The following is a 17,605-nucleotide window of genomic DNA, read 5'->3' as shown; positions in this document are numbered from 1 at the left end:
GAGTATACAAATCATTATGGCTATAAAGAACCCTAAAAAAATTGACATCCCTTCAACAGGAGCAGAGGCTGACATTCCTCTAATCGAACTGAGCAAAAGCAATTTGTCTTTAAAAAGACTTTTGGCAAAGGGTAAGGAAAGAGGTTACATCACCTATGACGAATTGAATGAGGCTTTGCCCCAAAACCAGCTCTCTTCTGACCAAATAGACGAATCAATGACCTTGATTGCCGAAATGGGCATTAACATTGTTGACAGTGACGAGGCGGAAGAAACATTTTTGTCAGGCGATTTAACGCCGCCTTTACCGACTTCAGAATTTGAATTTGACGAAAGCAACGAGGAATCTGAGGAAGAAGTTGCCGGTCGCACGGATGACCCTGTCCGCATGTATTTGCGCGAAATGGGCAACGTTGAATTATTGTCTCGTGAAGGGGAAATTGCCATCGCGAAGCGCATCGAGGCAGGCTATCAAACCATGATTGGCGGTCTTTGCGAAAGCCCTGTTACGGCTCAGGTTTTGAATCATTGGAGAGAAAATCTAGAACAGGGTCGCTTGTCATTGCGTGACTTAATAATTATAGATACTGGCAATCAAGAGGACGCTGATCTTGATTTAAAAGAAGACGAGATAGTCACTGATTTGCTTGAAGAAGGTGTTCAAGCCCCTGTTGTCCCCGAAGTCGATGATGCAACAAAGACAAAGGTTATTGGTTTATTCCAAAATCATGTTGATATGTATGCTCAACTGTTTGGGCATCAAAAACATCTTTTGAAAACCAAGGGAACGTTGGTTGCAGACGATGAGTCCTATAAAAATCTTAAACAGAATCTTATAAAGAATTTTGACGAATTAAAGCTGAGCATCGACAGCATCGAAGAACTGATTGAACAGCACAACATTCTGAACCGCAGCATTGCGACGCTAGAGAGAAATTTAGCGACGCAGGCTGAAATCTGTGGCATCAAACGGGATCAGTTCTTACAGCTGTTTACCAAGCATAACTTCGACCAAAACTGGTTGAAGGAATTACAAAAGCAAAGCCATAAAACGTGGCTAAGGTTTTTAGAGGCGCATACGACCGATTTGGAAAACTTGGTCGCAGAAGTTGAAAAAGTTGAGACCAAAATTGGCATTCCTTTCAGTGAATTCCGCAGAATCGTTGCGGTTGTTCAAAGGGGGGAACGTGATTCTTCCAGGGCAAAAAAAGAAATGATCGAGGCGAACCTGCGCCTGGTGATTTCGATTGCGAAAAAGTATACGAACCGTGGACTGCAGTTCTTAGATTTGATTCAAGAAGGAAACATTGGCTTGATGAAGGCGGTTGATAAATTTGAATATCACCGTGGCTATAAATTTTCAACGTATGCAACTTGGTGGATTCGCCAGGCGATTACGCGGTCGATTGCCGACCAGGCGCGTACCATTCGTATTCCTGTGCACATGATTGAAACGATTAACAAGTTGGTGCGCACCTCTCGTCAGATCATGCATGAAATTGGTCGTGAACCCACGCCAGAGGAGTTGGCGGAGAAGTTGATGATGCCTTTGGACAAGATTCGTAAAGTGATGAAAATTGCCAAGGAACCCATCAGTTTGGAAACCCCCATCGGTGACGAAGAAGACAGTCATTTGGGTGATTTTATCGAAGATAAGAACGCTGTTTTGCCCATTGATGCAGCGATTCATGCGAACCTGCGGGAAACAACCACCCGGGTTTTGGCAAGCTTGACCCCCCGTGAGGAGCGGGTTTTGCGGATGCGGTTCGGTATTGGTATGAACACCGATCACACCTTGGAAGAAGTTGGTCAGCAGTTCGTTGTGACCCGTGAGCGTATTCGACAGATCGAGGCGAAGGCTTTGCGCAAATTAAAGCACCCAAGCCGGTCACGCAAGTTGCGCAGCTTTTTGGATACATAGATAACTTAGTAAAACTGGATGGCCACGCGGCTGTTCCCGATTGTCACCCCCGCCTACGCGGGGGTCCAGTTGTATTGTTGTCTGGATTCCCGTCTGCACGGGAATGACATTCAGGGCATTAAAAAGACTCAAAAGAATTCGCAAAATCATTTTGGATTTAGGGCGTGTCATCAATTGAATAAGTCATAGATTTCTGTTTTAATTGAGAAAAATTTTACGAGGTTTTTTTCGGTGAGACGCTACGCATTACGGGATGATCAATGGGATCGCATTAAGGGTATGCTACCTGGAAGGGAAGGATATGTTGGTGCAACAGCAAAAGACAATCGCCTATTTATAGAAGCCGTTCTATATCGATATCGAGCTGGAATTCCGTGGCGTGATTTACCGGAACGTTTTGGGGATTTTAGAGTTATTCATCTACGCCATTCGAGGTGGAGCCAATCAGGTGTGTGGAAGAAAATTTTTGAGCTATTAAGCCAAGATGCTGACAATGAATACGCTATGATTGATTCAAGTATAGTGCGTGCTCATCAGCACAGTGCTGGTGCTAAAAAAAAGAATTCTCAGCTGACCAAGCGATTGGACGAAGCAAAGGAGGATTAAGCACCAAAATTCATGCCACCTGTGATGCGTTGGGAAATCCAACAGGGTTTTATTTAACAGCCGGACAAGATCACGATTTAGAAGGTGCCGATGCCTTAATAGATAACCTTACGCAAGCTGGTGCCGTCTTAGCTGACAAGGCTTATGACGCAGACGAACGTATGAGAAAAAAACTTGAAGAGAAAGGATGTGAGGCGGTCATTCCCCCAAAAAAGAATAGGATCAACCCTTGTTCGTATGATAAAGACCTCTACAAGGCCCGGCACCTCATCGAAAACTTCTTCGCCAAACTTAAACAATACAGAGCCATAGCCACTCGATATGATAAAACAGCTCGAAACTTCCTGGGAGCCATACATTTGGTTGCTGCGGCTATTTGGCTTAATTGATGACACGCCCTAGAATAATCCTTGAATATTAAAAAATAGTCTCTACATTAACGGTATCAATCTCAAATGAAAGAGATCGTTAGCATGAAACGTTTTTTTAAATCTGTCTTACTGCTAGGCTTTGTCAGTGTTGTTGGTCTTCACGGCCAGTCAGTATGGGCGTCCTCCTCTTCTTCCTTTTCAAATTCAGCAGCTGATTCTGATCTGGTAAACGCGTCAGGACCAAGTAAGATTACAACTTGGATGCACCACTATTTTTCATATGATAAATTAGCATCCCCTCTGAAAGACAAAAATGACGATAACAGCCGCTTAACGGACGCCGTAGCAGGACACATGAGGGCAGCTGATGGAGAAATGCTGCACCGACTGTTTTATGAGCCCAAGGTAGATGCGTGGTTGGCTCTTTACCAAAAAGTTGCGCCTGAAAGGCAATTTTCCGCACTTGATCTGGTCACATGGTTAGATGAAACCAAAACTAATATTTTTGATGCCTACGCCGCTCCACAAGGACCTGAACCAATTGATAGGGCCGTCTATCTTTATATTCCCACCCTATTTGATAACGCGATTCAGAAAATTTATACAGGCTGCTTGTGGCGTAAGTCTAATTTAGAATCAGTTGACTTTAGTGACAAGAGAGACGAGCTCGTTAAAGATAAGATTATAGAGGTTTATAATAGTGCGGTTTCTGGGCTTTACTTAGTTAAGCCCAAAGGTCGTGTTTTTTGGTTAGAAAAATCCTCAGAAGAAAAAAAAGGAAAAGCCCCAAATTCAAAAAAAAGTCACTTTGTACTTTCGGAATTATCTCATGAACAAATTCAACAGAAAATTTTTGCTAAAGATCCTCTAAAAGATATTAAATACTCTAAGAAAGAATTCGGGCAAATTACATCCATTCTCTTATTTGGCGAAATGGATGACGATATGATATACAGTGAAGATGATGACGATACAATATACTGGGAAGAGGATGTCCCCTATAATGATTCGAATGGCTGTCCAAAAAGTTTATATACGGTATCTTGTTACGGGCACGGGTTGAAATTACTAACTCCAGCACAACTCCGCAGAATTATGACGAGCCTTGCCACCGATCAGCACGTTTCTCTAAAGATTAAAACTAACTTGCTGTATGCAGCGTTTCAACACCCAACGACCACTCCCGAAGCAATTTCACAAGCTCTGTTTGCTTGTGTTAAAGCAAGCATACCTGAACCTGGAATTATAGGCGCATTTGATTGGCTGCAACATTTTTCGGATCAGTTTCATTCTGAATTAAATGTTGAAAAGTTTCAAAAGCTTCATTTTAGTCCCTCCAGACAAGATCAATTATTGAAATTGTACGAAGAAGCTTTAAAAAAGAGGTCTGAGAATTTATTGAGCAAATGGGAAACGTTATTCAAATCACCGCTTTTTTCAAAAGATAAAGTTTTTTCAAAGGCGCTAGCAGCTTGTCAGATTTTAAAAGACATTATGCCAAAAGTTGTCCAGTCTTTTCTGTCAAGTCACGAGGATAAATGGGTACAGGGTGATGAGGAAACGAAGAAGTCAGTTGAGGCAATGTTAATGGAAATTTCGAATCCCTATTCAAGAATTTATAGATATAGAGGTATGTAATTTAGGTAATTTTGGACGCCCTACCTAAACCCTTCACTCCAAATCCCCTTGTCGGTCACGACGCCGTCGAGGGGTTCGTCGTGGGGGTTTGTCTCCAAGAATTCTATAAATTGCTGGTGCGCAGCCACCCCTATAACCTGCGGTTTTTGCACCCTGCCTCGCAAAGCCTTTATGGTCCGGTCATAATATCCTCCCCCACGCCCCAGGCGCGCGCCAAACGGACCAAAGGCAACCAAGGGGACCAAAAGCACGTCGGGAATCACTTCAGGCTCCGTCTCTGGGGGCGTCCAAATGTCATAAACACCCTTTACCAACGGTTTATCAACATTCCACTGCCGGAAAGCAAGCGCTTGGTCAGGGCCTACAATCACGGGCAGGCAGCACACCCCGCCCTGTTGATGCCAAAACTGCAAATAGGACATAATGTCGGGCTCAAATTGATGTTGGCTGAAGCCGGCAATGACCAAAGAAGATCTGCCGGCAAAATATTCCTGTAGGTGATGGTTAATTTGATCACTGATGGCAGTCCAATCCAATAACCCAAGAGTCTTTAGCATGTCGGTTCTTTGCGTTTGCTTAGCCATTTTGATTAATCAAGCGAGTGATTGGCATCGTCCCGTCGTTGACAGGGCTTTTGTCCATAAATAGCCAGTAAATTATTGCGGGTGACCCACCGTACGGTATCATCAAAAAAATTGTCCGGGTCCGCAGATGGCTGGCGATCAACGAAGATTAAATCATCGGCCGCATTCACAGCCTTATCGTGGGAAGAGGTTGGTCTTCGATTGCCAGCATCAGTAAAGGCTCCTTCTCCCTTGGTACCATGGCTAACCAAGACAAAGGCGATAAAATCTCCCCTGCTATTTTGCATAACCGATCGACCTTGCGCGTCATGAACCTGTACCTCGGCAAGGGGGTTACTAATTTCGCAGAAAACCCTTTCAGGGGCAGAATCTGTTTGGGGCATCATCAGGTCGTCTGTATTGGTAAGCTCTGGCACGACGGCATACGTTATCCAGTGGCGATATCCGTCTTTGGCGGTGGCTTCGGGTAGGCCCAGAGTTCTGTAGGGTACCAAACCAATGACACGGCCGTTTTGACTGACGCCATCAGAACCTCCAGGTGCGGCAGCACAAGGTAGGCGCTTGTGAGTTAAAACGAAGCTGGCCAAGGCTTGAGTGATTTGGTTAAGGTGTTGCTCTGTTTTATGAACCTTTTGTTGTTTCATCATCTGTGTCAGAGCGGGCAATGCAAAACTGCCGATAATTCCAATTATGCACAGCACCATGGCTATTTCTAGCAACGAAAATCCCGGCAAAGAAAAGGAGGAAGGAGCTTTTTTAGCCTTCATTTAGGGTTTCTTGCGAAACGTATCCAAGGTCACCACGTTTGATACGGGGTTGCCGTTTTCATCCACAGCCGGTGTAATTGGCGCTTGAGTATCCTCTTCACCTGGTTCCAGCGCTGTATATTCAGGGCTAAATTGCAAACCAAATTTAACTGATGGGTCAACAAAGCTGATGATTGATTCAAAAGGAATGACAAGCCGTTCATTTATATCATCAAAACATAACGTGACCGCAAACCGGGTATCATCAACCGTTAAATCCCAAAACTCATGCTGCAAAACAATGGTCATTTCATCCATGTACTGTTCCCGCAAATAATCAGGAATTTGTACCAATGGGTGGTCGGTTGCAAACGTTACATAAAAGTGATGGAGGTCTGGTAAACCATAATTAGCAGCCACGGACAAAGCCTCACGAACAACAGCCCCCAGTGCTACCTGAACCATTTTCTCATAATCAAGTTGATCTTTTTTGCTCACTTGAACCCCAAATAACTTTTAAAATCCCTAACAAAGTGGGGGCATTCTGTTGCCCGGTTGCCCCCGTACCGCGCTAAGTTTCACAACCTTACCGACAGTAATACTGAAGGTTAGGCAGCGATTGCAAAACGTTGACCGCGGTTAGCATTTGCAGCTTTCCGACGATTACGGTTTGCACCTAAGCGAGTGCTGTTTAAATTGGCACTTATAAAAATAGCCCGATAACGGCGGAACAATGCCGGGCAAAAATCATATCTTTATCACGTACGTCGATCCTATTTCGCCCCCATATTTTTGGTGGAGGCGCCGGGTACCGCCCCCGGGTCCGCTCCGTCTATTTCACATGATGTTTATCGCCATAGTTGATTTGCATCAACAGTATAAAGATAGACCTTTTTGCGATGAAATCAAGAAGATTTAGTTTTGCATTTAGAAGGAGTATAAATCTTCGGAAAATGCTTTAGGCAACCAGCTGTTTAATTTTAGACACTTGGTCAGCTTGTTTTTCAAAGCTGTGATCGACTTTTCGGGCAAAGCAGACCCCAATTAACCCTAAAAGGCCACCAAACGTTACATATAAACCTGCGGATCGATAATCATTCGACCACCCTACAAGCGCGGCGCAAATCAAGGGTCCTGTGCCACCGAAGATGGCGCCCCCTAAATTATATCCAACTCCCAAGGCACTATGTCGACCGGTTGTTGGGAAAAGACCCGCTTTAAACAATAAAGAGGGACCTGAGAAAATGGTATTCAAGATTGATAAAACAACTTGCGTAATGATGGCCGCCATCAGCGTGCGGGCCGATAATAAACAAAACAAAGGGTAAGATAAGAAAACCATACCAAGGGCACCTAAGATCATCATTCTTTTGGCGCCGAAACGGTCGCCCAAAGCCCCCATAATGGGAAGAAAAACCAAATAGATGACCATGGCCAGGCTATAAAAAAGCATAATTTGCGAATGAGCCAGGTTCAAGTCTTGGGACAAAATGGACCCCAGATAGGTTGTTGCGGCATAAACGGGTATAAACGAAGCTCCACCAACACAAATTACGCACATAAAATTTAGAGGGTAGCTTTTCAAGACAGTGAGCAGTGGTCTTGTAATTGTCAACTTTTCATCAATAATCTTTTGGAAGTCAGGGGTTTCTTGCAGTTTGTATGAACGATGAAAGCCAATCAACCCAAAAACGCCGCCAATTAGAAAGGGGAATCGCCAACCCCATGCAGGATCAAAATATTTTGTGAACAGGTATCCCATCAATGTTCCGATTAAGCTACCCAAAAATCCAGAGGAAATAAGAACAGCGCCCCAAAAACCAGGACTACTTTTCTTTGTATGCTCAACGACAAATACTGAGGCACCGGAATATTCCCCCCCGACACATAATCCTTGCAAAAGCAAACAAGAAACTAAAACGATGGGGGCTGCTGCACCAATTTCTTGATACGTTGGCAACAAGCTGATGACTAGCGTTGGTAAAACAATTAAGAAAAGTGAGGTTTTTAAAGCATATTTTCGACCATATTTATCCCCGACATGTCCAAAAACGATGCCCCCTAAGGGGCGCATAGCCATACCTAAGGCAAAGGCAGCAAAGCTAGCCAATAAGGATAAACCGGGCCTGTCTGACGGAAAAAAAAGGGGCGCCAATAACGTTGCAAAAAAACTGTATAAAGTGACGTCATAGCACTCCACACAATTACCTAATGTTGCGAAAACAACCTGTTTATTAACCCGAAGGCGCCCAAAAGACATACTATTTATTTTTTGCCCTAGCTATTTGAATTCTGTTCGGCGTTTTCTTTTTCCAAAGTTTCCCTTAAAAAATCACCAAGAACAGTAACCCTTTTAAATTTTTGTAAAGATTTAGGATAAACATAGTAAATTTTAACGGACGGTCCAATAAAATTCGGCAGAACTACTAAATCAGTTGTCTCAGCGATGGCATATTCCTTAGAAATAGCAGCAATCCCAAGACCAGCTTCTACGCATCTTGTAAGACCATAAGCAGAATTTATTCGTAAAAATGGAGTCCGTGGGGGTTGATTTTTTTGTAAACCAAAATGTAAAAGCCAATTGATATTGCCGAAGGGGTTAGGTGCATCATCACCGTAAACCAATAAGCGGTGTTGGCTTAAATCTTCTGGCTCCTTGGGAATGCCAAATTTGTCTAAATACTCCCTCGAAGCGTACAGCCTTAGATGAAAAGTTGTCAGATAAATCTGTACAAGCTCTGGCTGATGGGGCAAAGCCGTTCGAATCGCTACATCGGCCTGACGAATTTGTAAGTCCAATTCATCATCGTTACCAATTATGGTCAGTTGTATATCAGGATAGAGGTCGAAAAAGTTTTTCAAGTAACGTGTTAACCAGGAATTACTTAAGGCAAAAGTCGTAGCCACACGAAGCAAACCCTTAGCTTCGTTGCGATCACTTTTTAAAAGCATCTCCGTTTCGCGCAATTTTTCTAAAACTTCTGCCGTGTTTTGGAATAGGATTTCACCGGACCCAGTTAGCGTTAATCCGCGGGGGTGGCGATTAAATAAACTGACGCCTAAGCTGTGTTCAATATCAGCAATTTGGCGACTAACAGCCGAAGGAGACAAATGAAATTCTTGTGCTGCCTTAGCAAAACTTCCACACCTTGCGACTACATGAAAGGCACGTAACTTATCCCAATCCATTCTACATCCCTTAAAGTTTTTCCAGACTTAAGTTATTCGTAAAGAATACAAAGCCTGGCCTCTCCTTGGAAATGCAGCGAAAACATACGACATCCCCTCAGACACGACACCATCCTAGGGGTTTATATTACATACTCTGAAGGTTTTGTACACAAATTTTACAGGGGCGCCGAAAGCCTACGGCTTGACCCTAAACGGGGAAAAAGGAAAAGGCCGTATCTTACTTCCTCCCAAAACGGTTTTAAGAAGTCCTAAAAAGAAACCTTTTCATCTATGTCTTTCCATTTATGGCCGTAAAGACTGGCAAAAACAAAGAAAAGAAGAAATACGTCAATACATCGATGCGTTTAACGCACGGCCAAAAGCCTTTGTTATTTCTGCGGAACCTTATTTTTTTAATCTATTTCTTTGAGGGGCGGCGTAAATTATGCATGCCTTTAGACATAGAATAGTTACCATCTGATAACAATAAAGCTATGGCAAAGAACTTCTTTAATTTTGATGGACATAGTTTAGGGGTGGAGTAAGAATTCTCTAAAGCATTATCTTTGGCTACTGCAGGACATTGGATAGATAAAAGCAGATTTATTAAAATCACCACTAACACCATAGGAGCTTTTTGCATAGATCAATCACCATAAAATGCCATCTATCTATTATTTTACTAAAATTATATCTTTTTGCAACGCCTAAAAATTAAGGTCCAGATAGTTCTATATCCAATGGATTTGAAAATAAATCCTGAGCGCCCGGAGTGAACAGAGGGGGACATGAGGACGCGAAGTGACGCGATCTTCGAAAAGCAGATTTTGAAAGGCGAAGGGTATAAGCTAGGTAGAGGTTGCCTCCAGTTTATCTCTTGTGGTACATCGTCCAAAACAAGAACTCGCCACGAGGCTAGCTCATTCGTTATAAGTGAAATAAAATGTCACATGAATAATTTTATGTGCAGGGAGTTTTATATTTCTACTTGAAATTAAACATATTAAAGCCATATAAAAGGCACAAACAATTCTACATACCTTCGGTTTTTATTATGAAAAGATTTCTTTTAATTCTATTTTTTTCGTCTTTAGGATCTCTGTCTGCATCGGATTACTTAACCATTGAAAAACAAAACGATGAAATGGACAAAGCCATATATAAACCTCCACTTCACAATCAAGAAGAAATAAATTCTGAAGTGGCACGTATAGCGATAGAAACCTATAAAAACATTAATGAAAATTGGACGTACGTCCAAGCAGATAAAAGAGGTTCCATAGAATCTAGCTATTGGCGATGGGAAATTCTTTCTTTGGGTAGTCATCATGTTCCAACGGCTGTCTTTCAAGGCGAAGCTATTTCCCAACTGTTCCCTGCCCTAAAGGACATTGTTCTTCGTAAGGCAAGTCTTGAGTGCTTAACAGCAGGCAAGGCTGTTAGAAGTATTGCATTAGCGAAAATTCTTGGGAAAAATTCGTTCATGACCTATGTTGACCAATTATTTTTTGAGAAAAGTTTAGAGTTGTTCTCACCAGGCTTATATAACCAGCTACCTTATGGAAAAGGTATTGGTGAAAAACCCTTTTATCAGCCTACTTGCAAACGAGAAAAGGGACACTTCGTGTACATAACGAATATACCAGACTACTCAAATATAGTTGACGATGGGGCATCACGAGGTCAGAATGTCGTGTGCGTTGGAAATAACCAATATATTGGATTTGGAGAACGTTTCAAAGATGGCCCCTTATCTGAGGAACAGATAGCGGAAAACTTTTACACTGACTTGGGAAAGCATGCTGAGTTTCATAAAAGATACCCCACCAAAGATTCTTATCTTGAAGCACGGCTTAAACATCAAAAGGCTTTCGATGCGTCTTATCAATACGGCTATTTCAACGCAGACCTTATCAAAAAATTTCTCAACAGAAATGGTGAATTTGAAGATACCTTTTCATCCTAACTTTGCCTGTATTTTCCTCTTTCCTGCCTCTTGCCCCCCATAAACCCTTTTGGGGGGAAAAGGGGTGGAGGAGAGGAAGGGACAAAAGTCTTTAACTAATATCCAGGCACAACAAGATCTTGGATCAATGCCTTTAGACGAAGAATGTCGTGGGTTTTGTCCGAAGAAGTTATCCCAATTGCCTCAAAATAAGAAGAAGGGGTGCTTAAAGGAAAATGGCTTGGTGTTATTGGATTTCTGCTTCCATATTGAGTAAAACTACCAGACTTTGCATTAATGCGATTAAAGACACCATCACCTCCGAATTGATTAAGCGGCTTTATAAGATTACGACCCAGAACATAGTCAAAAATAGTCGTCAGTACCACCCCTGAATCTTCTTGGTTTACAGGACTTGGGATCATAGTCTGATAATCAGAATCCGAAATTCCAAAAACCGCTCTTAGAAAGATGGATAATTGAGTAGCTGGCGTTTTGTACACAGGATTATTGCTTACTGTTCTACCAAACTTCAGTGGAGTTATGGGGGAGGAGTAATAGCTTGACTGGTTGAATAAAGTAGCAACCAGTTGCCCTTCTAATATCGTGTATTCACCGATGGTTCCTTGCATAACAACCCGTTTTTTGTTCTTTTTTTTTCGAGAATCATTGAGGGAGCTTGGTTTGACGTTAGAATCTTTGATAAATTGTCCAGAAAACAACGTAGAGTTGTCTGTACCGCTGAACTTCACGCCTTTAGATTGAACATCATAACCAAACACAGAATTTATCAAATTATCCACAGACCGAGTAACCATCTGCACTGTTACATTCATATTGATGTTGGTTACAAAAGCAGAAATGGGCGCACTATTGCTTGATGTTGTATTTGTGTTGGGGAAACCAATAGCGGTGGCGATCGCACGAAGAGTCGCTGCCCCTATGAAGTTGGAGGGGTAATTTTTTGCTTGTCGCCTTGTCATATTGACTACTTCGTCTAAACTACCCATGGGTGTGGGCGTGTTAGCTGACGTTCGCGCTGATAGTTTCTTCAGGATAAGTGCGTAAGATGCAGGCGTTGTAGCAGGTGTAACCGGAGTTTCACCAAAAACAAAGTTATAGGCTGAAAGCAGACCGTTCAGGGCAATCAAACTTATACTGCCTGTTAAAGCATTCGTATACCCCGTCGCTACAATATAGCCGTTCGTCTGGAAATTGAAACGAGTGCCCACCAACAGTCTATCAATCTCAATGCTGGTCGGTAGTGTTAACTGGCCTGTCATATTTAAGATGCCACAGGTCTGTTGTAAAAAATTAATACCCAAAAGCCACGAACTGCCTTCAATAAATGTTACTTTGCCAGTATAAATTGTTCCATATTTTCCAAGAACACCCCCGTTTTTTACCGTAATATCACACCGGTTTTTATCACTTCCCAACGAAGCCCTGAAAAACTTAGGGCTAGTCCCAACAATCAAGGACGCCCGAACAAAAACCTCGCCCTCACCCGAATAGGGCTGATGCATGTTAACCACCATGCTCCCAATATTGTTAGTAACAATACCTTTTAATTGCCTAATATTCGCAGTATTTCCTAAATTTCCAACAATCTGACCGTAAAAATAGGGGTGTTTTATTTTTTTATGGTTCTTTGATTGGCCGCTTAAATCTTTTTTTTCCTCATTTTGCTTGGCCACATGCACGAAGTTGGGATTTGTGCTCTTTTCTAAATCTGTCCCTACTCCTTCTGAAGTGAAGGCGTCCTGGCCGTATATTATGAGAAGACAGCATAATCCTGCTTTTAAAATTTTAAGGTGATGGGCAAACATATGAAACACTCTTATATTTCTAGAACAATAATGCATCATAAATCAAAATACATTAATAAGTGTTTAATTGTGTTTTATTATAGAGGATCTATTTATGAGTAAACAAATAAAATAAATTTACTAAAATATTGAGACATGGGTAAATAAGGTATAAAGGGTCGTTATGAATAAATTAGATATTATTATACCCAATTCACCTCTAAGTTTTCAGCGACTACTCAGCAGTGTTTTTGGCGTAATCAACGCGGTTGACCATTTGACCCTTGTTGTTGCCATTCACATCATAAACAAAAACCGTGTTTGTTTTGGCCGAGATGTTGAGACAGATCACCAAACGATCCAGCTGTTGTTGAAACGATTGAATGCGGCAAAGGGTATAGTCAATGACCTGTAATTTGACCTTGGTGCTTTTAACGTTGCCTAAACGAACCACTTGCACCTCGTTCAAAGGGATGCCTAAATTCATTTTGGTTTCTAACTGGGCCCCATATCCGCCGTTTGGAATAATAATGACCAGGTCAGAATGCTTTAAGGTGGCCGATGTGAACAATTGATTGCTGATGTCCCCCGTAGTCAGTCGGCTTGATTCACCGTACCAACCAAACAACTCGCAATAATCGTTGAAATTTTCCACCTCTGACTTGAGCATGTCGTCGATTTTAATCATCCATTCTGGCGACTTGACACCACCATCCTCTGGCGTTGTGGTGTCGGTCGTTGCAACGCGCAGGTTCGTTTTTCCCGGAATTTCAGTAATGGTATAATTTTGTGGCATAATGTGGTTTCCTTAAACGACGATTACTTAGCGGGCGGTGGTAAAGTTGCCACCAATCGGATAGAGGCCGTTAATTCCTCCATCTGAAAGTGTGGGCGTAAATAAACAACCGCGCGGTAAGAACCAGGTTTGCCTGGAATATCAAAGACATCAATGCGGGCTTCCCGAAGGGGATATTTCGCTTTGACGCTTTGGGGCGCATCGTCGTTCAACAAAATATAACTGGCAATCCAGGTATTTAAATACAAGGCCACGTTGTCTTTTGTCATAAAGCTGCCAATTTTATCGCGCATGATCACCTTGATGTAATGGGCGAAGCGCGAGGCTGCTAAGACATAAGGCAACCGTGCTGATAACGACGCATTGGCATTGGCATCGTCCAAATTATACACCTTTGGTTTCTGGCTGGTTTGGCCGCCAAAAAAGGCAGCATAGTCTGTACCCTTGCAATGACACAGCGATATAAATCCAAGGTCGCTCAGCTCTTTTTCACGACGATCGGTAATGGCCGTCTCTGTTGGGCATTTCAGCGCAATGTCTCCATCCGTTGTTTTAAAGGTATAGGATGGTAAATCCTCGACAATACCGCCGCCCTCTACGCCCCGAATGGCGGCTGTCCAACCATACAGTGCGAAGGCATTGGTGATCCTCTGGGCTAAAATATAGGCCGCATTCCCCCAACAGAAATGGCTGCTGTTGGAACCGGTGACGTCCTCTTCAAAATTCAACCCTTCGACCGGCACCGTATTGGCGCCATAAGGCAGGCGCATCAAAACATGGGGTAACACCAGGGATACATACCGGGAATCTTCGCTGGCGCGGAACGATGTCCACTTGATCAGCTCCAAGCTTTCAAAAATCTTACTTAAATCACGGGGGACGCCCAGATGTTCAAAACTATCCAGGTCGAAAAGCTTGGCATGGGCCGCCACAATTAAGGGGGTGTGGGCCGCGGCTGCCACGCCAGAAATTCTTTCTAGCAATTCCAGATCTTGGGGATGACGGGTAAATTCATAATCGCCAACCAGGCATGAATAGGGGTGGCCACCAAAGGTTCCATATTCTTCTTCGTAAATCTTTTTAAACAGCTGGCTTTGGTCAAATTCAATAGCCTTTTCCAAATCTTGCAGCAGTTCTTTTTTCGTAATGTTCAACAGCCTTAGCTTTAGATGGGTGCTGGTTTCCGTATTCATGACCAGGTAATTCAGACCACGCCAGGAACCCTCTAATGCTTGAAAGTCAGACTGATGCATGACTTCATTCAATTGCGCCCCTATCAATTCGTCGATTTGTTGAACGCGTTGGTTCATGAAGGCCACCACATTATTGGTCACAACAGCCGGGGGCTTAGCCAATTGGGCTATGAATTCGCCCAGCATTTGGTGTGCAAACGGATTTTGCGTTTCATCGCGGGCCAATTTTCCCGTTGTTAACAGTTCTGTGAAAACAGGGGTTGGCGTAGCGGCGTCTGTGACCCCTAAATCAGCAACCAAACCGTCATGCTTTGCCGTGTCAGACATAATCGCGGTCAGTAATTCATCCAGCGCGTCATTGCCATCAAGTTTGGTTAATAAATCTTTTAACAATGTGCGTGATTGATATAATTCTGCCAGGGCTGGAATTTGTTTGACCAAATTTAAAGGACCGAAGTCGTCCATGCTTTGGAAAAATAATTCGATACTGGTGTCAGTACCATCACCAAGGACTTTATTGGGAACCCTTATCGCCAAGCGGGGTTTGATGGACGCCATAATTTCATTGAAGTTATCACGATCAATTTCAACAAATTTGCGCGCCTTAACTTTTGGCAAAGGGTCCGTTGGCATGCCGGATAGGTCAGCCATGATTCCGACGACAAAGGGCAATTCCTTCATCTCGATGGCATTTCCAATCTCAACATCATAAGTAATTTGCACACGGGGCGGACGCACACGATCCAGTTTGTGTTGTATACTTTCTGACATTGCTTGTCGTCTCCTCTGTCCCTTTAAGAAGGTTTCAGCCTCTTTTAAGATGGGCTGCCATAAGGCTTGGTCCCACACTTTTTTATTGTCTTACCTTTAAAAATACAGTTCTTATCGTTAAGATTAAGTTAATTTTTAGTATTTTGCCTTTCGATATGCCTTCCTTTCATCGCTACAAAATAACCATCGAATATAACGGTGCCTGCTTCCACGGGTGGCAGCGCCAAACAAATCCGTTAAAGGGTGATCTTATAACAGTGCAAGGTGCCCTTGAAAAAGCTTTCCTTAAACTGACCAAGCAACAAACTTTGGTGGAGGGGGCTGGTCGCACCGATGCCGGTGTTCATGCCACGGGCCAAGTATGCCATTGCGATATGGAAAAGTATTTCCCCCCTTTGCAGTTGCGAGATGCCTTGAATTTTTATCTGCAAGATCAAGGGGTTTCTGTTTTAGAGGTGGAGGAAGTTGACCATACGTTCCATGCGCGATTCTCGGCCACCTTGCGCACCTATCATTACCACATTATAAACCGCCGCCCCCCTTTGGCCCTTGAATCCGAACGGGCTTGGCACGTCAAGACTCCATTAGACGCCGGGCTGATGCAACAGGCCGCTCAAGAATTGGTGGGCCATTACGATTTTAGTGCCTTTCGGGCAGCCGAATGCCAAGGGAAAAGCCCCATGAAGACCCTCAGCCGTTTTGACGTTGCGGTTGAGAACGACAGGATCGTGGCGATCATTGCATCCCGGTCGTTTTTGCATAATCAGGTGCGCATTATGATGGGAACGTTAAAACGCGTGGGCGAAGGGAAATGGACCCGCGAAGACGTCATTAGAATTCGCGATTCCAAACAACGTCCCCTTTCCGGCCCCACCGCCCCTGCCCATGGGTTGTATTTGACTGGGGTTCAGTATGATTAAAAAGGAAAATACAGGTCCTTTAGGGTTGGGTCCGCATTTATAAGACCTCCTAGAACCTGGATCGTGTCATGGGGACGCCTCGTCAATCCTTCCAGTGCCCTTGTATCTTCATGACCCAATAGCCAATGCAAGGTCAATGCAAGGTCAATGCATTCCGCCCGGCATAACTGGTTAATGACCAAAACGCTAAACTTTTCTCTCTTTTGCCAGCAATTAAATCTTCAATAGAACAATTGGCTTCTGAGGAGACAAGCATATTCTCATCACCAGAGTGAGTGCTAAATCCTCCATCATGAAAAACGCCGCTATCACGGTTGATGGTTATTCCTGTTGGTGTCTGCCAAAAACTAATATGGGGATCAAAGCCCTTATTATAACCTGATGCTTGTAAAGGGGCGTCTGGATCAAGCCAATATTGGGGCCGGAATAAAAGTGCTCCATCAAAAAGTTCTCCATTAATGTCATTTTCTTTTATGTACGGCTGCGGAACAAAAAAGATATCAAGGTCTTTATCGTTAATGCCGGCAATCTGTTGTTGAAGCGCGACTGGTAAAAGAGGTCGAGAAAGTCCCGTTTTCAGTTTTGGCGTAAGAGGAAACATACCTCTGTTGGCACCGGGTGAGGGGTTATAAGGATGAAGAACGGGTGTTTTAGGAAAAGCGCCATAATACATATTGTTTATACCACTATCTATTAACCACGATGGCTGAATCCTCTGATAACTTTCAATTATCTGAGCAACAACGGTTTGGTGCTTACGAACATGCTCAGCGCCACCATTAAGCTTAAGGCTATTCACAGCATTGTTCCTAACGGCAAAATTTAATCCCCGCACCATCAAAGCCCGTTCCGCTGGGGTAGCCGCACGGTCGCTGATTCCACCAACACCGGCACCAGAGCCAATAATTAGGGCAATTTTCTCAGCCGCACGAGCTGCGCGGCTTTCTTGCAGATGGTAAATGAATTGAACGGCCAAGCAGGGCTGATTAGACAGATTGGGAATTTGCCTGCCTCTAAAGGTTGCGTACTCACGCGTTATCTCACCCTCAAGCCCCATTGACTGGGCATGAATGCCACCTAGAAAACAGGTAAAAACAAAAAATCTTCTTAATAGTTTCAACATTCGAATTCAAAC

General features: G+C 43.4%; 15 protein-coding genes, 1 other RNA gene and 1 pseudogene. 5 read left to right on the top strand and 12 right to left on the bottom strand.

Annotated elements, in window-relative coordinates; translation table 11 throughout:
- The first annotated feature begins 16 nt into the window (after window positions 1-16).
- The 3 genes from rpoD (at window position 17) to EQU50_RS05475 (ending at window position 4,536) form a co-directional block, all read left to right on the top strand.
- Window positions 17-1,921, top strand: a complete 1,905-nt coding sequence (gene rpoD, locus EQU50_RS05485) for an RNA polymerase sigma factor RpoD (protein ID WP_130154133.1) — start codon at window positions 17-19, stop codon at window positions 1,919-1,921.
- A 231-nt stretch (window positions 1,922-2,152) separates the two neighbouring features.
- Window positions 2,153-2,916, top strand: a protein-coding gene (locus tag EQU50_RS05480; RefSeq protein ID WP_130153196.1) for an IS5 family transposase whose coding sequence is annotated in 2 segments (ribosomal slippage) — window positions 2,153-2,485 and window positions 2,488-2,916 — 762 coding nt in all. Because the reading frame shifts where the segments join, the coding sequence is not laid out codon by codon here.
- A 336-nt stretch (window positions 2,917-3,252) separates the two neighbouring features.
- Entirely contained in the window at window positions 3,253-4,536 is a 1,284-nt protein-coding gene (locus tag EQU50_RS05475; protein WP_130154132.1) for a hypothetical protein, read from the top strand.
- Between the two features lie 20 nt (window positions 4,537-4,556).
- Here EQU50_RS05475 and EQU50_RS05470 read toward each other — a convergent pair whose 3' ends face one another.
- The 7 genes from EQU50_RS05470 to EQU50_RS05440 all read right to left on the bottom strand — a co-directional run bounded on the left by EQU50_RS05470 (window position 4,557) and on the right by EQU50_RS05440 (window position 9,680).
- Window positions 4,557-5,120, bottom strand: a complete 564-nt coding sequence (locus EQU50_RS05470) for a 5-formyltetrahydrofolate cyclo-ligase (RefSeq protein WP_130154131.1) — start codon at window positions 5,118-5,120, stop codon at window positions 4,557-4,559.
- Between the two features lie 5 nt (window positions 5,121-5,125).
- The gene (locus EQU50_RS05465; protein WP_130154130.1) at window positions 5,126-5,887 is read right to left on the bottom strand and encodes a type II secretion system protein; all 762 of its coding nucleotides are present in this window, start codon (window positions 5,885-5,887) and stop codon (window positions 5,126-5,128) included.
- Entirely contained in the window at window positions 5,888-6,364 is a 477-nt protein-coding gene (locus EQU50_RS05460) for an SspB family protein (RefSeq protein ID WP_207216323.1), read from the bottom strand. It abuts the gene before it with no gap.
- A 34-nt stretch (window positions 6,365-6,398) separates the two neighbouring features.
- Window positions 6,399-6,779: a transfer-messenger RNA gene (gene ssrA, locus EQU50_RS05455) on the bottom strand.
- Window positions 6,780-6,824: 45 nt separating this feature from the next.
- Window positions 6,825-8,126 carry an MFS transporter gene (locus EQU50_RS05450; RefSeq protein WP_130154129.1) on the bottom strand — a complete coding sequence of 434 codons (1,302 nt, stop codon included), beginning with the start codon at window positions 8,124-8,126 and terminating at the stop codon, window positions 6,825-6,827.
- 17 nt (window positions 8,127-8,143) lie between these two features.
- Entirely contained in the window at window positions 8,144-9,055 is a 912-nt protein-coding gene (locus EQU50_RS05445) for a LysR family transcriptional regulator (protein ID WP_130154128.1), read from the bottom strand.
- 400 nt (window positions 9,056-9,455) lie between these two features.
- Window positions 9,456-9,680 (bottom strand): hypothetical protein, encoded by a 225-nt coding sequence (locus EQU50_RS05440; protein ID WP_130154127.1) that lies wholly within the window; start codon window positions 9,678-9,680, stop codon window positions 9,456-9,458.
- A 411-nt stretch (window positions 9,681-10,091) separates the two neighbouring features.
- Between EQU50_RS05440 and EQU50_RS05435 the strand changes: the two genes are divergently transcribed.
- Complete coding sequence (locus EQU50_RS05435; protein ID WP_130154126.1) at window positions 10,092-11,003, top strand: hypothetical protein; 912 nt, start codon at window positions 10,092-10,094, stop codon at window positions 11,001-11,003.
- Window positions 11,004-11,098: 95 nt separating this feature from the next.
- Here the strand turns inward: EQU50_RS05435 and EQU50_RS05430 are convergent, their stop codons facing one another.
- From EQU50_RS05430 to tssB, 4 genes and pseudogenes are all read right to left on the bottom strand, one after another.
- A complete protein-coding gene (locus EQU50_RS05430) occupies window positions 11,099-12,811 on the bottom strand; it encodes a hypothetical protein (RefSeq protein WP_130154125.1) in 1,713 nt (570 codons plus the stop codon).
- A 214-nt stretch (window positions 12,812-13,025) separates the two neighbouring features.
- Window positions 13,026-13,586, bottom strand: a complete 561-nt coding sequence (locus EQU50_RS05425; RefSeq protein ID WP_130154124.1) for a hypothetical protein — start codon at window positions 13,584-13,586, stop codon at window positions 13,026-13,028.
- A gap of 23 nt (window positions 13,587-13,609) precedes the next feature.
- Window positions 13,610-15,079 (bottom strand): type VI secretion system contractile sheath large subunit, encoded by a 1,470-nt coding sequence (gene tssC / locus EQU50_RS05420; protein WP_420886603.1) that lies wholly within the window; start codon window positions 15,077-15,079, stop codon window positions 13,610-13,612.
- A pseudogene (gene tssB, locus EQU50_RS08655) lies at window positions 15,077-15,550 on the bottom strand (type VI secretion system contractile sheath small subunit); the annotation flags it as partial. The gene tssC and the pseudogene tssB, both read right to left, overlap by 3 nt.
- 155 nt (window positions 15,551-15,705) lie before the next feature.
- Here tssB and truA point away from each other — a divergent pair.
- Window positions 15,706-16,470 carry a tRNA pseudouridine(38-40) synthase TruA gene (gene truA, locus EQU50_RS05415; RefSeq protein WP_130154122.1) on the top strand — a complete coding sequence of 255 codons (765 nt, stop codon included), beginning with the start codon at window positions 15,706-15,708 and terminating at the stop codon, window positions 16,468-16,470.
- Window positions 16,471-16,603: 133 nt separating this feature from the next.
- Here truA and EQU50_RS05410 read toward each other — a convergent pair whose 3' ends face one another.
- Window positions 16,604-17,593 (bottom strand): hypothetical protein, encoded by a 990-nt coding sequence (locus EQU50_RS05410; protein WP_130154121.1) that lies wholly within the window; start codon window positions 17,591-17,593, stop codon window positions 16,604-16,606.
- Window positions 17,594-17,605: the final 12 nt, after the last annotated feature.

This window comes from Candidatus Finniella inopinata, assembly GCF_004210305.1.
In the GTDB taxonomy this organism is placed as follows: Bacteria; Pseudomonadota; Alphaproteobacteria; order Paracaedibacterales; family CAIULA01; genus Finniella; species Finniella inopinata_A.
Note: the sequence above shows the minus strand (reverse complement) of the source record. Positions and strands in the feature narration are given on the sequence as shown.

What these genes read in the sequence shown, in the direction of transcription:
- rpoD (WP_130154133.1), top strand. Translation starts at nt 17, where the DNA reads ATGGCTATAAAGAACCCTAAAAAAATTGACATCCCTTCAACAGGAGCA.
- EQU50_RS05475 (WP_130154132.1), top strand. Translation starts at nt 3,253, where the DNA reads ATGAGGGCAGCTGATGGAGAAATGCTGCACCGACTGTTTTATGAGCCC.
- EQU50_RS05470 (WP_130154131.1), bottom strand. Translation starts at nt 5,120, where the DNA reads ATGGCTAAGCAAACGCAAAGAACCGACATGCTAAAGACTCTTGGGTTA.
- EQU50_RS05465 (WP_130154130.1), bottom strand. Translation starts at nt 5,887, where the DNA reads ATGAAGGCTAAAAAAGCTCCTTCCTCCTTTTCTTTGCCGGGATTTTCG.
- EQU50_RS05450 (WP_130154129.1), bottom strand. Translation starts at nt 8,126, where the DNA reads ATGTCTTTTGGGCGCCTTCGGGTTAATAAACAGGTTGTTTTCGCAACA.
- EQU50_RS05445 (WP_130154128.1), bottom strand. Translation starts at nt 9,055, where the DNA reads ATGGATTGGGATAAGTTACGTGCCTTTCATGTAGTCGCAAGGTGTGGA.
- EQU50_RS05440 (WP_130154127.1), bottom strand. Translation starts at nt 9,680, where the DNA reads ATGCAAAAAGCTCCTATGGTGTTAGTGGTGATTTTAATAAATCTGCTT.
- EQU50_RS05435 (WP_130154126.1), top strand. Translation starts at nt 10,092, where the DNA reads ATGAAAAGATTTCTTTTAATTCTATTTTTTTCGTCTTTAGGATCTCTG.
- EQU50_RS05430 (WP_130154125.1), bottom strand. Translation starts at nt 12,811, where the DNA reads ATGTTTGCCCATCACCTTAAAATTTTAAAAGCAGGATTATGCTGTCTT.
- EQU50_RS05425 (WP_130154124.1), bottom strand. Translation starts at nt 13,586, where the DNA reads ATGCCACAAAATTATACCATTACTGAAATTCCGGGAAAAACGAACCTG.
- truA (WP_130154122.1), top strand. Translation starts at nt 15,706, where the DNA reads ATGCCTTCCTTTCATCGCTACAAAATAACCATCGAATATAACGGTGCC.
- EQU50_RS05410 (WP_130154121.1), bottom strand. Translation starts at nt 17,593, where the DNA reads ATGTTGAAACTATTAAGAAGATTTTTTGTTTTTACCTGTTTTCTAGGT.